Origin of the sequence: Marivirga atlantica (genome assembly GCF_016734805.1) — a bacterium.
GTDB classification, from domain to species: domain Bacteria; phylum Bacteroidota; class Bacteroidia; order Cytophagales; family Cyclobacteriaceae; genus Marivirga; species Marivirga atlantica.
This window is the reverse complement of sequence record NZ_JAERQG010000004.1, coordinates 399013-415091: the sequence shown is the minus strand read 5'-3', so window position 1 is coordinate 415091 and position 16079 is coordinate 399013. Positions and strand designations below refer to the sequence as shown.

9 protein-coding genes are annotated in these 16079 nt (G+C 36.1%); 6 read left to right on the top strand and 3 right to left on the bottom strand.

Features of this window, described 5'->3' with window-relative positions; all coding sequences use genetic code 11:
- The first annotated feature begins 337 nt into the window (after positions 1-337).
- From JKP34_RS16085 to JKP34_RS16075, 3 genes are read left to right on the top strand one after another with little or no spacing between them, the layout of a single operon-like run.
- Positions 338-1000, top strand: coding sequence for a hypothetical protein (locus tag JKP34_RS16085; RefSeq protein WP_201923709.1), 663 nt, complete (start codon positions 338-340; stop codon positions 998-1000).
- A 25-nt stretch (positions 1001-1025) separates the two neighbouring features.
- Positions 1026-8537: a T9SS type A sorting domain-containing protein gene (locus tag JKP34_RS16080; protein WP_201923707.1), complete on the top strand. Its 7512-nt coding sequence runs from the start codon at positions 1026-1028 to the stop codon at positions 8535-8537.
- A 5-nt stretch (positions 8538-8542) separates the two neighbouring features.
- A complete protein-coding gene (locus JKP34_RS16075; RefSeq protein WP_201923705.1) occupies positions 8543-8965 on the top strand; it encodes a hypothetical protein in 423 nt (140 codons plus the stop codon).
- A 62-nt stretch (positions 8966-9027) separates the two neighbouring features.
- Here JKP34_RS16075 and yihA read toward each other — a convergent pair whose 3' ends face one another.
- On the bottom strand, positions 9028-9636 hold the full coding sequence (yihA, locus tag JKP34_RS16070) for a ribosome biogenesis GTP-binding protein YihA/YsxC (RefSeq protein WP_201923703.1): 609 nt from the start codon (positions 9634-9636) through the stop codon (positions 9028-9030).
- 174 nt (positions 9637-9810) lie between these two features.
- Here yihA and JKP34_RS16065 point away from each other — a divergent pair, with 174 nt between their 5' ends.
- Complete coding sequence (locus JKP34_RS16065; protein WP_201923701.1) at positions 9811-11892, top strand: OmpA family protein; 2082 nt, start codon at positions 9811-9813, stop codon at positions 11890-11892.
- Between the two features lie 50 nt (positions 11893-11942).
- Positions 11943-12632: a 2-C-methyl-D-erythritol 4-phosphate cytidylyltransferase gene (locus JKP34_RS16060; protein WP_201923699.1), complete on the top strand. Its 690-nt coding sequence runs from the start codon at positions 11943-11945 to the stop codon at positions 12630-12632.
- Between the two features lie 21 nt (positions 12633-12653).
- Here JKP34_RS16060 and JKP34_RS16055 read toward each other — a convergent pair whose 3' ends face one another.
- Both JKP34_RS16055 and JKP34_RS16050 read right to left on the bottom strand, forming a co-directional pair.
- Entirely contained in the window at positions 12654-12875 is a 222-nt protein-coding gene (locus JKP34_RS16055) for a DUF2795 domain-containing protein (RefSeq protein ID WP_013454973.1), read from the bottom strand.
- Between the two features lie 106 nt (positions 12876-12981).
- Positions 12982-14241, bottom strand: a complete 1260-nt coding sequence (locus tag JKP34_RS16050) for a DUF349 domain-containing protein (RefSeq protein WP_201923697.1) — start codon at positions 14239-14241, stop codon at positions 12982-12984.
- Positions 14242-14371: 130 nt separating this feature from the next.
- Between JKP34_RS16050 and ettA the strand changes: the two genes are divergently transcribed.
- The gene (gene ettA / locus JKP34_RS16045; protein ID WP_201923695.1) at positions 14372-16057 is read left to right on the top strand and encodes an energy-dependent translational throttle protein EttA; all 1686 of its coding nucleotides are present in this window, start codon (positions 14372-14374) and stop codon (positions 16055-16057) included.
- The last annotated feature ends 22 nt before the right edge of the window (positions 16058-16079 follow it).

The window sequence follows — 16079 nt, the reverse complement described above, 5'->3', positions numbered from 1 at the left end:
ATTCATTTTATTTCATAAGACTCACTACTACTGTTGATTGATGTTGGTTCATTCAGTCATAAAAGTATTTTAACAAAAATGGTATTATTCTTATAAAACTCTATGTACTGTTGTTGATAATATATTAATGATCTGATAATTATGATTAAATACTCATTTAAGTATTTGATATACAGTATTTTATAAAATAGGTTTTATTTCACCGAAAAAAAATTCTTCGAAAATCTCAACGATTTTATCGAACAATTATTGCAATTAGGTTCTTTAGTATTAAATTCGTTCTATTCAAATAAAGTATAATACAATAAATCAACTTAAAATTTAACTAAAAAAGGCTATGAAGAGACTAGTAATGTTTTTCACTGCGTTTCTGCTGGCCTCCACTACCATCTTCGCACAGGACGAAGGCGAGGGTAGCTCAGGAGGAGCAGGTTCGGGTGATGTATTGATTGAGTTTACTGGTACACCATTTAATACAGGTGGCAGTATCTTAAATTTTACAGAATTTAGAGGGCGGTATTTTTTATCAGATATCATGGTTCCTCGCTTAGGAATCTGGATGAGTCTGGAAAATAATACTTCTACTCCTGATGTGGTTATACATGACAGTGAGTATCGATTTGCTCCTGGTTTTGAGTATCATTTAACAGCAGATGGTGCTTTTAGGACTTATGCTGCTGGTGATATTCTGTTACGTCAGCGTATTTTGAGTAGGAAGTCAACAACAGGTCCGACAGTGTTAGGTTCTACTACTGTGCCTTCTCAGACTAACCAAAGTATTACTAAGGGATATTTTGACATTGGTTTACGTCTGGGGGCTGGTGCTGAATACCATTTTGGTTCTAGATTTTATTTTGGTGTTGAAGTTGGATTTGAGTTGATCAATAGAACGAATTCTGAAGTTTTTGTTGATGGCGAGCTTTACCAGGATAAAACCAAAGGAAACTTTGCCAATGTGAACGTAGCAAATTCATTCCGCTTCGGATTTAAATTACTGTAATCATTAATTATTTAAATAAATAGCAATGAAAAATAACTTACAAATTAAAACACGCTACCTAAAGGCGCTGGTGCTTACCCTTGTGGTAGGGCTTTTTGCGTTTAAGGGAAATGCGCAAACTTTTAATACGGTCACTGTGCCCGCTGGTCCTTATTATAGCGGTGAAGAGCTAACTGTAACCTATAATGCATCTGGTTTTGATGCAGGAACTACTTTTATTCTGTGGAACGATGCTAACTTCGATAATAGAATAAACCCAGGTGAAACTGTATTTGGTACTTCACAAGCACAGGGTGCTGATGAGGACATCGTATTTGATCTTCCTGATAATACTTTCAGGTTAAGATTGGGAGGTTTCTCAGGAGATACTTTCTTGGAAAATACGGATAATTTTGCAGTGCAATCTTCTGAGATAACGGCTGTAGGTACCAATGACGGAGGATTCTTCTTCGATTTCGATAGAGCTAGTTTACGTCAGATGACAACTACAGCTTACGATTTGAGTACTACTGCTCCAGTACGATTAGACATTTTTATGAATGCAAGTAATGTTGATGCTGGTACCAATCCAATAGAGGTTCTTTATTCAACTGATGGTTTTGTTACTGCTGGAACAGTTCTAGAGGATATAAATACAGATACAGAATTTTCTACCTTCAATACTTTCACCTTTGATTTGCCTTCTGGCGCTAAAACAGCTAATACTAGTTTTAGAATCCGTCAAAAAGGAACAGTTGATTATGGTACAAGTCAGGCATGGACTGTTTTCACTTTTGACATATCTATTGGTGATGAATTCACTTTGATTAATCCTCCAGGTTTAGGTTTTGATGCAGATTTAGCAATTAATACTCCGTTCATTGGTTATGTTGATACTCAAGATGAAACAGATGCTTCTGAGTTCAATTATTTCCCTGGTGATGAGCTTAATGTTTTAGCTGAACTTCAAAATGTTGATTTGGGACCTAAGAGTTTTGTTGCGGCTGTAATAAATCCAAATACAAATGAGCAATATCTTTTAGAAGGTCAAACTTTTACTAAAGACAATGTTACTAAAGAAATTAAAGTAACAGGTACTGTTCCTACAGAAATAAATTATAATGATGGTGGTGGTAACTGGCCAGTAATAATTTATCCTTTCGAAGGTACTTCAGCTCGCTTTGGCATCAATGAATTTGTAGACTTCACTGCTGGTCTTCCTGATGGGTTTGATCTAATGGGAGGAGTTCAAAATGGCGATGGATTAGTTTTTGATCAAGCTACTGACAGATCTGTTACTACACCTGCCTTTAATATCACAAGTACAGAAGGTGTTGTTACATTTAATATAGCTAGAAAGAACGATGTAATTAGCCCTGCGGGTAATGATATTATTGTAGAATATACTACTAATGGTACTGATTTTACAGAATTAACAACCTTAACACTGAATGATTTACCTTTCGAGGGTGATGGTTTCCTTCAGGTTGATTTTGATGTTTGGCCAACTGGTGTTGTTTCAAGCTCAACTCAGTTCAGATTTAGACAGTTAAGCAATAATGGAGCTGACTTAGATGCATGGATTCTAAGAGATCTTTCTTTACAGAATGCTTCAAATATTATTGCTGGAGGTACTATCAATTTAGGTAATACTTTTATCAATATAGATAGACCACAAATCACTATCGATTTAATTGATGTAGGTGGTGATGGTCTTGCTTATCCAATGGAAGATTATGCTTTCACTTATACAATTGATGAAGGTGCATTCCCTTCTGGTACGGGTGCTAATGCTGTATTAGATAGAGGAGCTACTGGTACTGACGCTGATATTATTGTTGGTACTATTGCTGATATTGCGACTGGCTCAATTACTTTTACAGTGCCACCAATTGAAGCTGGAGACTATACAATATATTTACAGACTGCAAATGGTGAAAACTACTTCAGTGCGCCTTTAGCTATTTATAACAATGAGTTAAGCATTGATAATATTACATTTGAAAACCCTATATCTATTGCTGGTGAAGAGTATGGTACACCGGGAGAAGGTATCACGGTTGATTATTCAGTTTTAGGAACTCCTGGAGCTTCTGCTGAAATTATGCTTTATGTGTATGATGATAACGTTGGCGATTATGTTTTAATCGGTTCTTCAAATGACGTAAATGCTGGCTCTATAACTGCTAACTTACCTATTGAAATTGATTATACAACAAATCCTTCATTGCAGTTAACATTAGGTAATGGTGGTATTTATAGTAATAGTCCTTTTGATATGACAGTATACTTTGATGAATTTGAAAATACTGAGTATCCTGATGGATTATGGGCTTCTTTAGAGGGAACTTCTAATAATTTCCCAAGTAAGCCTCAGAGTTTTACTGGGTCAGGTGTTAGATCTGCTACAACAGTTCCTTTCGATTTACCATATGGTGCTTATGTTGTATTTGAAATTGATCATGATAATAATGGTACTTTCCCTTCGAGTGTAGATGTAAGACTAGAGGGTAGTGTAGATGGAACGAACTGGATTCAATTAGATGAACAAACGGTATTTGACGGCGATATTGTAGATTTAACTTCTGTTATTCCTAATACAATTTGGTCTTCAAACACGCAATTTAGAGTTATATATAACGAAGACGGAGCCTATGTTGAGAATGAATATGTTATCAAAATCAACAATGTATCTATTGAAGCACCTGATTTCCTAGAATCAACTGGTGCATTTGCAAACTTTAACTTGAATAGACCAACTTTATCGGTAAATGCTTTTGATGATACCAACTTTGTTATCGGAGAAACTGTTGAGGTAAATTATAATGCTGTTGGTTTTGCGCCAGGTGTTGAATTTGCGGCTGTGGTTACTCAAGGTAATGAGTTCTATGTAGTTGGAACAAGTGCAACTCAAGGAGCAGGTACTATATCAGCTACTATGCCAGTTGTTCTTCCTTTAGATGAAGACAATCCACTTGATCAATATGATTTTGAGATTGTTCCTTATATGCCTGCTACTGCAGGAGATCCGTTAATGATTGGTGAAACCTATACTGTTAATAATGAAGAAGACTTCCTTGTTATTGATGGAGATAGAATCCCTACTAATTTCGATTCATTTGACATGGACAGAGCTGGTGATCGTGAAATCTTAACACGAGCGTTTGATCTTTCAGGTTCGCAGTCAGTATACTTGAACTTTAGCTACAACGGTCCATATGGTGATTTTGCACCTAATGCAAATAAAAATACAATCCCTAGGCTACAAGTTTCTACTGATGGAGGAGCTACATTCCAAGAAATTAATGTGGAGGACTTGGCGCCAGGTGAAATGTCAATGTATGACGAGGGCTTTTTATATGAAGCGGATTTCTACTCAGTTGAGATTCCTGCAGAATATATTACTTCAGCTACACATTTTAGATGGTATCAACCATTAAACTTAGGCGTAGATGAAAATGATTGGTATGTTGATGGTATTGAATTAGAGTTAAATAGAGGAAATGACATTGCTTCTTATGTTTATGAAAACTTCAATAACCCTGTATTTAATATCAACTTGAATACTCCAAATCTTGGAGATTACAATTGGGTTCAATCTGATTTAGATGATGCTGTATTCAATGGTGAATCATTTGTTTATACTTGGGATCTTGCTGATGGTATCGCTGCGGCAGATGCTGATGCATTTCCTGCTGGAACTACATTTGACTTCTATCTTTGGGATGGTGGATATGTGATTGATCCAGATACAGGTTTACCATACGTTTTAGGAACTACTGATGTACTTGGTAGTGCATTTGATGCTGAAGTTCCATTCTATGTTGTAAATGGAGCTTATGAAGTGAGATTGGCCGCTAGCGTAGATGTTGACGGTGAGAAATATTACTTCATTGGTGACGAAGAGTCAGGCGATGATGTTGGTGACTTAGATGTATTCTTGAGAGTGGCTCAGTTGGAGTATTTAGGAGATCCTAACGCAACAATTTATGCTGGTCAAGATGTGGAGTTTGCTATTTCCTTAGAAAACGATGAAACAAATCTTGCTGATAACGCTGATATCTATTCAAACATAATTTTTGATGGAGACATTATTGTTGCAACTCAGCAAGGATTAGGAGATATAACTTTCCCACTTCCAACTGATGAAGCTGGAAACCTTGACTTTGAAGTAATGTTCAGCCAAGGCGGCCCATTGGGTGAGGTTGGTGATGAGTTAATGAATGGTGATTTGAACAATCTTGATGATGATCAGGAAAACTTCCTAACGGATTTACCAGGACTACCAGAATATATGACATATCAGGTTTATGAGAGTTATATGAATTATAATACTAATGCTGCTATTAAGTTCAGTATGAACTTTAATAGAGCAGCTTCTCAAAATGTTGTGATGGAATACTCTTTAAATGGCGGTCTCTGGACTAATTTTGCAACATTCTCTGGAAACGTGAACAATTATGGTTCTTTCTTACCAAGCAGTATGAGAAACGGTAACGCTGATAACAATAGAATCACATTCAGATGGAGGTTACAAAACGATATTGCTGATGGTAGTGATTTCCAAATAACTAATGTTCAGCTTTATGACGCAAATAATGGTAACAACCTATGGTATTCTGGTGCTCCAGGATTCTATCAATCTTCTGACGATCAAGTTGTTAATATGGAAGGTCAAGGGGCAGGTAGAAGATTAATCACTACTAGAGATTTTACTGCTGATGAATTAGCTGAAGCCACTTACTTAAGCTATAGTGTTGATTTTGACCAATTACCAGCATCTCTTACAGCTGATCAATTTGTTGTATTTGAATATTCGATTGATGGAGGTGCAACTTATACTGAGTGGACTTCTTATCCAGAAATGGACGCGGATATGACACTTAATGGTGATATGTTCACTTATGCCTTAACTGAAGAAATGAAGGCTGAAGGTGTTAGATTCAGATGGAGACAAGAAGAATCTAAAGGTTACTTCGAGTTGAGTAATATGGATATCAACTTTGGCGAAACTATTCCATTCGATTATTATGGTGATGATATTGATGTTGTTCGTCAAACTCTTCAACTTACAAGCATTTCGGCAACAGAAGGCTGTTTAGATGGTGATATAACAGTAGGTTATGAAATCAGAGGTAGATTCGGTGCTGATAATGTTGTTACTGTTGAGCATAAAGATGAATTCGGAAACATCGGAGATATCGAAGGTTATGAATTCAATTTAATCGAAGGCACTGGTGAAATAACATTCAAAATGCCTTCAGATGTATTATTAGCAGGAGATGATAATGAGTCTTTCAGATTCAGATTGTCTGCTTACGATGCCACTACTGATAATGATTTTACAGTTTCAGGTACATTTAATGAGTTAAGGTATGAATTAACAGCTCCAATTGAGACAGATGCTGAGTTTAGTTTTAACACGCCATTGGCTTGTGAATCAGAAGACGTAATTGTAAACGTAGATGATGTACAAGATTATTTCATGTATGAAATCTTGAATGCAGCAGGAGATGTTCTTGGTGAATTAATGTATGATCCTGAGCTAGGTGAGACAGAAATCAATATTGGTGTTGTCACTGAAACAACTCCTTTAGCAATGAGAATTACCTCGATGACATCATCGGGTACTACTTGTAATACGCTTACTTCTAGCTTTACTGATGTTGTAGAAGTTCAGCAGATGCATATGCTTTATTCCAACAATGGTGGTGCGAACAACTATTGGAGATTATCTGAAGCTGGAGAGTCAGTAACAGTTTGTAATAATTCAGGAGCTAGCATTCTTCAAGTTAGAAGGTTAGTAGCTGATGGATCGACTACTACCGGGGGAACTGACCTGGTTGAATGGTTTAGAGATAATTTAAATAATCCGGTAGAAACTGGAGTAACGCTTCAGGATACTGACGTTACTGAGTCAGGTGCCTACTTTGCAAGAGTAACAACTGCATCTTGTATTTATACAACTGAATCGGTTCAAGTAGATGTAGTAGAAACTCCTGATCAACCATTAATTTCGGTAACAAGTGGTAACCTGGTTGATTGTTCAACAGCTGACCCTGTGGTGCTTACTGCACCTGCAGATTTTGACTATTACTTATGGAGTACTGGTGAAACTACTCGGAGCATTGAAGTTGATGATACCAGAAGTGTAACTGTAAGAGTATCAAATGCACCTTTCGGTGGAGGTTGTGGTTCTACAAGTTCGGCTCCTGTTGAGGTGGATAGAAATGATCTTCCTGATTTTGGTGTTAGAAATCTGAATACTAATGAATTCATTGGTAATAGTGAAGAGATAGATGTTTGCGAAGGTTTCACAGTAAGGTTCTATGATGGTAACTCTTGGACTAATAATGGTAATATTACTGTTGTTAAGGATGGTGCTGATTTCGCAACTGTAGAAAGTGGTGATAGAGAATTCTTTATCGAAGAATCAGGTGTTTATTCATTTGTTTGGAGTTTCAACAACTTAAATGTTGATTGTACTATTAGCTCAAATGAATTCACTGTTAATGTTGTTGAACAACCTACTGCTAGCCCTACATTAACGGCTGATGGTGCCCTAACTTTCTGTGAAGGTGAAGGAACAGTGACATTAACTGCACCTACTGGCTTTGATTACTACAGATGGAGAAGAAATGGTGGCACTATTTCAAATCCTACTCAAGGCCTTGTGAATGGAAATGTATTAGAAGTAGTTTCAGGTGGTGTTTACACTGTTGAAGTTGGTAATGCTGTTGGTTGTTATTCACCAGAATCCAATGCAATTACAATAACTGAGGTTGCTGAACCAGTTGCATCAACTTTTAACCAGATTTCAGAAACTTGTGGGAGTGGAACAATAGATTTTGACGTTCGTAACAACAATGGTTCTGCGATGACTTTCCAATTGATGAATGGTAATACAGGTTTAGCTTCTGGTGATCCGGTAACTATTCCATCTAATACAAATGCTACGATTACTTCAGGTATAGTAGAAGAGGATTTAACTCCTTTCTATCTTGAGATATCATATGCGGATGGTACAGGGTGTACATATGCTAACTCTGAAAACTACAGAGAGGCTAGAATCAGAAACATTGTTTTAGAATTACAAGGCGCTCAATTAGTTGCTTCTTATGAGACTTCAGATGTTGACGAAGTTAGATGGTACAGAAATGGTGTTTTACTTCAGAATGTTGGAGGTAGCTCGATCACTATATCTGATAATGCAGAATACAGCATAGAAGTTGAATATGGATCAGGATGTATATTGACTTCATCTACCGCTGATATAGGAAGAGTACTTGCTAATAGATCGGGAGTTGAAATGGATGTAAACACATATCCTAACCCAGCTGTAAACGAAATAGCTGTTAATATAGCTAGTGAGTATACTGGGCAGCATAGAATTGTGATTACTACCTTAACAGGTCAATTAATGAAAACGCAAGATTTTGACAAAACTAGTTTTGAGTCAAGAGAGAGTATTTCAATTAATGACTTGCAACCAGGTATGTACAATATGCAGATTCAGCATAAAGACTTAGTTAAAAACATCAGAATCATTAAACAATAAGAAAAATGAGAAAGTATTTTAATTATATAATTGTACTAGGGATAGCCGTAATGGCTATCTCATGTGCAGAACCTGAAAATCCTACTGCTGCAAGAATGGCAGAAGGGGAATGGTTTACGGTTGAAACTTATGTTTCTGGTCAGGTTGAGAATTCAGACCTTATTGAAAGGTTTATACTAGAACAAGATGGTAATTTCATTCTAGAGGATGGTAATGGTGTCTTATCAGTAGGCACTTGGTCTGCCTCTGATGATATGTTAACACTTTCTGTAGCAGACACTACCGGTGGAGGTGCTATAAATCTAGAAATTATCACCATGACTTATCAAAAGGCTCATTTAGTGCAAAACCTTTCAGGCGGAGTACTCGGTGATGTTGAAATCAGATATTTGATGAATAAAGATATAAATGATGAGAGATATGACTAGCGGAAACTAGCGAGCTCTATTAATTATTATTTTTAAACCTGAAGCCTGTGCTTCAGGTTTTTTTATGCCTTGTCAAAAGCATCGTTCAATTGTTCTATAAAGCCCAATACTTCATTTTTGCCTGCACCAGATGTAGCTGAACTTATAAAATGGGGAGGGAACTCTTCCCAGCTAGCCTTTAAGGTTTTTTTATAGGCACTAATTACCTTCTGAGTCTTATTGATAGATTGTTTATCAGCTTTGGTAAAGATAAATGCTATTGGTAGTTGATTGGCACCAACAAAGTTGATAAACTCAAGGTCTGCTTTTTGAGGTTCAAGCCTTGAATCAATCAATACAAATACACAAACAAGGTTTTCTCTGTTCTTGAGATATTCTGATATCATGGAACCCCATTCAGCCTGTGCTTTTTTACTGACCTTCGCGTAGCCGTAACCGGGTAAATCAACCAGGTACCATCTTTTGTCCATTAGGAAATGGTTGATGAGCTGTGTTTTACCGGGTCTCCCTGAGGTTTTTGCAAGGCTTTTTCTCCCAGCTAACATATTGATGAGAGAAGATTTCCCTACGTTAGAGCGCCCTATAAAGGCGTATTCCGGTAAGTTAGGTTCAGGTGATTTTTTGTAGTCTGTATTACTTATTATAAATTCAGCCTGTTTAATCTCTTTCATGCTGCAAAGATACTTTCTTTGCTTTATATGAAAAGTGCAACAGATTTATTTATTTTAATATTTTACGTAAGTTTTTAACCTAATTTTTGTTATACGTAAAAAAGTAACTTAATTTAAGTGATTATTTGAGTGAAGTGAGCTAACTCACTAACTTTTACCTATTTAAGAAATAGTATGAAATTGATATATCGACTGTTACTGGTCTTTCCGCTAATATTCTTTGCGCACTTATCTATTTTTGCACAAGGTGAAAGTCCAGAAGAACTTGCTGAAGTTTATATTAATACTGCAAAGGAGATCCTAGCTGAAACTAAAGTATTAACTCAGGCAAGGGATATGTATGTATTGGCTTCACAAACTGATCCGTCTAATGTGGAAGCTAATTTTATGGCTGGTTCTACTTATTTACAGACAACAGAAAAGTCAAAAGCAACCGAATTTTTACTTAAGGCATATCAGATTGATCCAAACTACAAATTCAACCTTTTATATCTTATTGGACAAGGTTACCAGTTCGGATATGATTTCGAAACAGCGATAGGATATTACAATCAGTATCAAAAAAAGTTAGAAGAAAATACAGGCTATAAAGGCGCTGATAAAACTCCTTTGTCAGAAGTAGAAAGACGTATTTACGAGTGTGAAAATGGAAGAAAGTACAAGGCTAATCCAATAAGCTATTCAATTGTAAATTTAGGTAATAGAATAAATTCTGAATCATGGGATTATGGACCAGTTGTTAACGCTGATGAAACAGTCATGATTTTTACTACTAGAAGGAGTGATGGTAACTTAAACGAAAACGTTTTTGATGATAACTTCCATTATGAGGATATCTTTATATCCAAAAAATTAAATGGTGAGTGGCAACCTGCTGAAAATATTGGTAATGTAGTAAACACAAAATATCATGATTCAAACCTAGGCTTTTCCCCTGATGGTAAAACGTTGTATATCTACAGCGATGAAGGTAACGGTGATATTTATTACACAAACTTACTGTCAGAAGACACTTGGTCAATTCCTGAGAGCTTAAGTGATAATATTAATTCGAGTGGCTATAATGAAAAATCAGTATCACAATCTGCGGATGGCTCACTTTTATTTTATGCAAGTAATAGACCTGGCGGCTATGGAGGTTTTGATATTTACTATTCGGAGAAGAATAGAAAAGGTGAATGGGGCGCGTCAAAGAACTTAGGTGATATCATTAATACTGAATTAGACGAGGATGGGTGTTTCCTACAGTTTGATGGTAAAACACTTTATTTCAGTTCTACAGGACATGATGGAATGGGTGGTTTTGATATTTACAAGTCAGTTTATGATAGTGCTGGTGGCGTTTGGAGTACTCCTGAAAACTTAGGTTATCCACTTAATTCCCCTGATGATGATATCTACTTTGTAATGTCTAAAGATGGTAAAACAGGATATTATGCTTCGGTAAGAGAAGATGGTATGGGCTATAATGATATTTATAGAGTAACCATAGCAAATGCTGGTGGAGGAGTTAAAAAAAGTGAGGTGGCTATGAAAGAGAATCCTGTGGATACTGAAGAAACCAAAAGCAATAAGGATGTAAAAAATGTTGAGGTTGATAAAGCAGAGGGCGAAGTAGAAAAAACCAATGCCCCAGTTACATTATTAGTTAGAGTTACCGATGCTAAATCAGGTGAGGTAATAAACGCAGATATAGACTTAAAACGTGCTTCTGATAATTTAGCTGTGCCAGCAGAGAACAATGATAACGGAATCTATAAATATGTTATAGTTAGAGATGAACCAACAGACTTAATGTTGTCAGTACAAAAATCAGGTTATATCTTTGTTAACAAGAGAATTACTATTCCAGCATCTCAGCCTGAACCACAAACTATAAGAGAGTCTATTTCACTTAAAAAACCAGAAGTTGGAAGTAGCAAAGTCCTCAGAAATATTTACTTCGATTTCGGAAAAGCTAGCTTTAGCAATGGCTCCTATGATGAATTGAATAAGATGGTGGCCTTTATGGAGCAAAATCCTAATGTGAATGTTGAAATTGCAGGCCATACTGATAACATCGGTAATGATGCTTTCAATAAAGAGTTATCACAATTGAGAGCAAACAAAGTGGTAAATTATTTAACTAAAAAAGGTATTGATAGGAGAAGACTAACGGCTGTTGGTTATGGTGAAGAAAAACCTTTAGTAAGTAATGATGATGAAGTAATGGGACGCGAAATTAATAGAAGGGTTGAGTTCATCGTTAAAAAATAGCAAACAGTATAGTTTATAATTAAAAGGGTCTTCAGACCCTTTTTTTATTTATGGAAGAAAAAGTAAATAATCAATATGCCATTATAGTGGCAGGAGGTGCTGGTAGCCGGATGCAAAGTGAAATTCCAAAGCAATTTCTTGAGCTTAAAGGATTACCTATTCTAATGCATACTTTAACTGCTTTTTATAATGCTGATCAATCAATCAATATTATTCTCACACTTCCCAAGGATCAAATAGCATATTGGAAGTCACTTTGTACAAAGTTTGACTTTACTATAAAGCATGAAATTGTTGAAGGTGGTGAAACTCGCTTTCACAGTGTCTCTAATGGATTAAAGACAATCAAAATAGATGATGGCATAGTAGCTATACATGATGGCGTAAGACCCTTAATAAGTCCGAATATAATAAAGGAGTCTATAAAGCAGAGTAAGCTGCTAGGTAATGCAATTGTATGTGTTCCAATGAAAGACTCAGTTCGTGAAAGAGATGAGCAAGGTAATAGACATCTGGACCGTAATAAGTTAGTCGCTGTGCAAACTCCGCAAACTTTTAATATTAAGCTGATTAAAGAAGCCTTTAAAGCTGATTACCAGCCAACATTTACAGATGATGCATCAGTATTTGAGGCCAATAGTGGGCAAGTAAACCTAATTGAAGGTGATTATATGAATATAAAAATCACAACTCCTGAAGACCTCATTTTCGCAGAAGCCTATATGGAAAAAAGAAGGTGAGCTATTTTAACTCACCTGCAATTAATACTCGTCTTCATTAAAGAAGAAATCTTCTTTAGACGGATAATCCGGCCATATTTCTTCTATGTTTTCATATGGTTGTCCGTCATCTTCCAATTCTTGCAAGTTTTCGACAACCTCTAACGGTGCTCCAGATCTGATACCAAAATCAATTAATTCGTCTTTAGTAGCAGGCCATGGTGCATCCTCCAAATATGAAGCTAATTCTAATGTCCAGTACATATTTCTATCTCTCTATTTTTCGATGCGCAAAAGTATGATAAATTTTTGTATTTCAAAGATTTAATCTTTGAAAACACATACTATTAATACGCTATTAAAGTTCCGATTATTTTAAATTTTTATTTTCTTCTCTTAATTCATTAAGTAAACGTTCTTTTATGGTAAGCTTTCTCTTTTGCCTATCATGCTTTCCGGTTACCATCTTATCAATTTTTGAGCTATCCAGATTGAACTTACCCATGTTTTCTTCAAAAATCAAGAGTTCTTTTTTATCTCTACTAATAAGGTCTCTTAATAAACTCATTTTAAGTTTTACGGCATCTTTTTGAGATAAATCCTTTTTAGCCTTTCTTTCAAAAAGAGTTTCTAAAAAGTGTTTCTCAAAAATATAATCGTTTATTTCAAAGTATTCTTCATGTGTTTGTTTGCTTGCATAGCCTCTACCCAGGCTTTTCCATTTGTCTTGAATGGTTTTTGCACTTTCTACAGCTTTCTTTAGATCCTTATCCTGAGCCAGTTCTTTTAATTGCTCAACAAGCTGAATCTTTTGTTTCTCAATCTCTTTATTATTTGATTGTGATGATTTCTTAGAATTGCTCTTTTTGCTTTTGGCATTGGTAAGCTTTTTAAATTTAGCTAAGAGTTCATCATATTTTGACTTTGGTATACTCTCAAAGCTTTTCCATTCAGCAATTAGCTTTTCTGCTTTTTCTCTCTTCTTATCCTCAGAAATTGCTTTATCAGCATTCAGTTTTTCAGCTTTCTCAATGAGCTGTTCATATTGATTGATCCGTGATGTAATCATCACTTGCTTAGCTTCATGAAAATCCTTTTTACGCTTATAAAAGTCATCGTAAACAGATTGAAAATCGCTCTCAACTTCTTCAGTGTGCTCAGCATCAACAGCGCCTACTTTTATCCACCGCTGTCTTAACTCCTTTAAAGATTCTGTAGCTTCCTTCCAGTTCGGATTTGCGGCATAGCTTTTGGCCTCTGCAATTAAAGTATTTTTTACTTCCAGATTTCTTTTTCGGTTCTGCTTGATATAATCCTCTAACATTAACTGAAGATTATTCAGCCTATCATCGAGTGATATGAAGTCACCAATGCCATCATAAGAATCCAGATCGTTCTGTAAATTGATGACCTTTTGAAGAAACGAACCTTTATTATCCTGCTCCTCAATCTGTTTTTGAACAGCATCTACTTTTTCAACAAGCTTCTTATACCTTTCCTCAAAGTATGTGATGGTTTCTGCTTCACTTTCTTTAATCTGACCAATTTCTCTTTCAGGAAATTTACCTTGTTCTTTCAGAATAACCTTGTTGTCTTGTATATAGAAGAAATCTGTATTACTTGCAGTCAAAATTTATGCGTTTTTTCAGTTAAGGTGCAAAAATAAATTTATTTTAGAAGATACCTATTACCTATTATGTTATTCATCGCTTAATAGCGTAATTTGACAGTATTAAACAAATATTATTTAAAATAAGCCAATGAGTGACGAGAAAATTATTTTTTCAATGTCGGGTGTATCAAAAATATACCCACCTAAAAAGCAGGTTTTAAAAGATATATATCTATCATTTTTCTATGGAGCCAAAATTGGCGTACTAGGGCTGAATGGTTCAGGTAAATCATCTCTCTTAAAAATTATAGCTGGTATTGATAAAGATTACCAGGGAGAGGTTGTAGCTTCAAAAGAATACTCTGTAGGTATGCTTGAGCAAGAACCTGAATTAGATCAGGACAAAACAGTGAAGGAAGTTGTTGAAGAAGGTGTTGCAGAGGTTGTGAGCCTCTTAAAAGAGTTTGAAGAGATCAATGAAAAGTTTGCTGATCCTGAAGTGCTGGACAACCCAGACAAAATGAATGACCTGATAGAGCAGCAAGGGAAGGTTCAGGAAAAGCTCGATCAACATAATGCATGGGAGCTAGATAGTAGGCTTGAACAAGCTATGGATGCTCTTAGAACCCCTCCTGCAGATGCCCCAATAAAGAACTTATCTGGTGGTGAAAAGAGAAGAGTTGCGCTATGTAGGTTATTGCTGCAGGAGCCCGATGTGTTACTATTAGATGAGCCAACTAACCACTTAGATGCTGAATCTGTGCACTGGCTGGAGCATCACTTACAGCAATATAAAGGGACAGTAATAGCTGTAACCCACGATAGGTATTTCTTAGATAATGTGGCAGGTTGGATTCTTGAACTAGACAGAGGAGAAGGTATTCCATGGAAAGGAAATTATTCCAGCTGGTTAGATCAAAAACAAAAGCGTTTGGCTCAGGAAGAAAAAACTGAATCTAAACGGCAAAAAACATTACAGCGAGAGCTCGAATGGGTTAACATGGCTCCCAAGGCAAGACAAGCTAAATCGAAAGCAAGATTATCTAACTATGAAAAAATGCTTGATGAAGAGGCAAAACAGAAAGAGCAGAAGCTTGAGCTGTTTATTCCACCTGGCCCAAGGCTAGGGAGTAAAGTAATAGAGGCTAATGATGTAGCGAAAGCATTTGGCGACAAACTTCTATATGAAAATCTAAATTTCTCCTTACCTCAGAATGGTATAGTCGGAATAATAGGACCTAATGGTGCTGGTAAAACTACACTCTTTAAATTAATTACTGGGGCTGAAAAACCTGATAAAGGTAATTTTGAAGTAGGTTCTACTGTTAAGTGGTCTTACGTTGATCAAGAGCATGATAACCTAGATCCTAATAAATCAGTTTGGGAGAATATTTCAGAAGGTAATGAGTGGATTCAATTAGGAAATACTAAAATAAACTCAAGAGCATATGTAAGTAAGTTCAATTTTAGTGGATCGGATCAAGAGAAAAAGGTTGGAGTGCTATCTGGTGGTGAGAGAAATCGTGTGCATCTAGCCATGTCCATAAAGCAGGAAGCTAACTTACTGTTGCTGGATGAGCCTACAAACGATTTAGATGTGAACACCTTAAGAGCCTTGGAAGAAGGTCTTGAAAACTTTGCCGGTTGTGCAGTAATCATTAGTCACGATAGGTGGTTCTTGGATAGGGTAGCTACTCATATTTTAGCTTTTGAAGGTGACTCTCAAGTGTATTGGTTTGAAGGTAATTTTACAGATTATGAGGAGAATAGGAAGAAAAGATTAGGTGAGGACGTAATACCTAAAAGAATTAAATATAAAAAGCTAACAAGATAGTAAGAAGCCCCGCAAGGGGCTT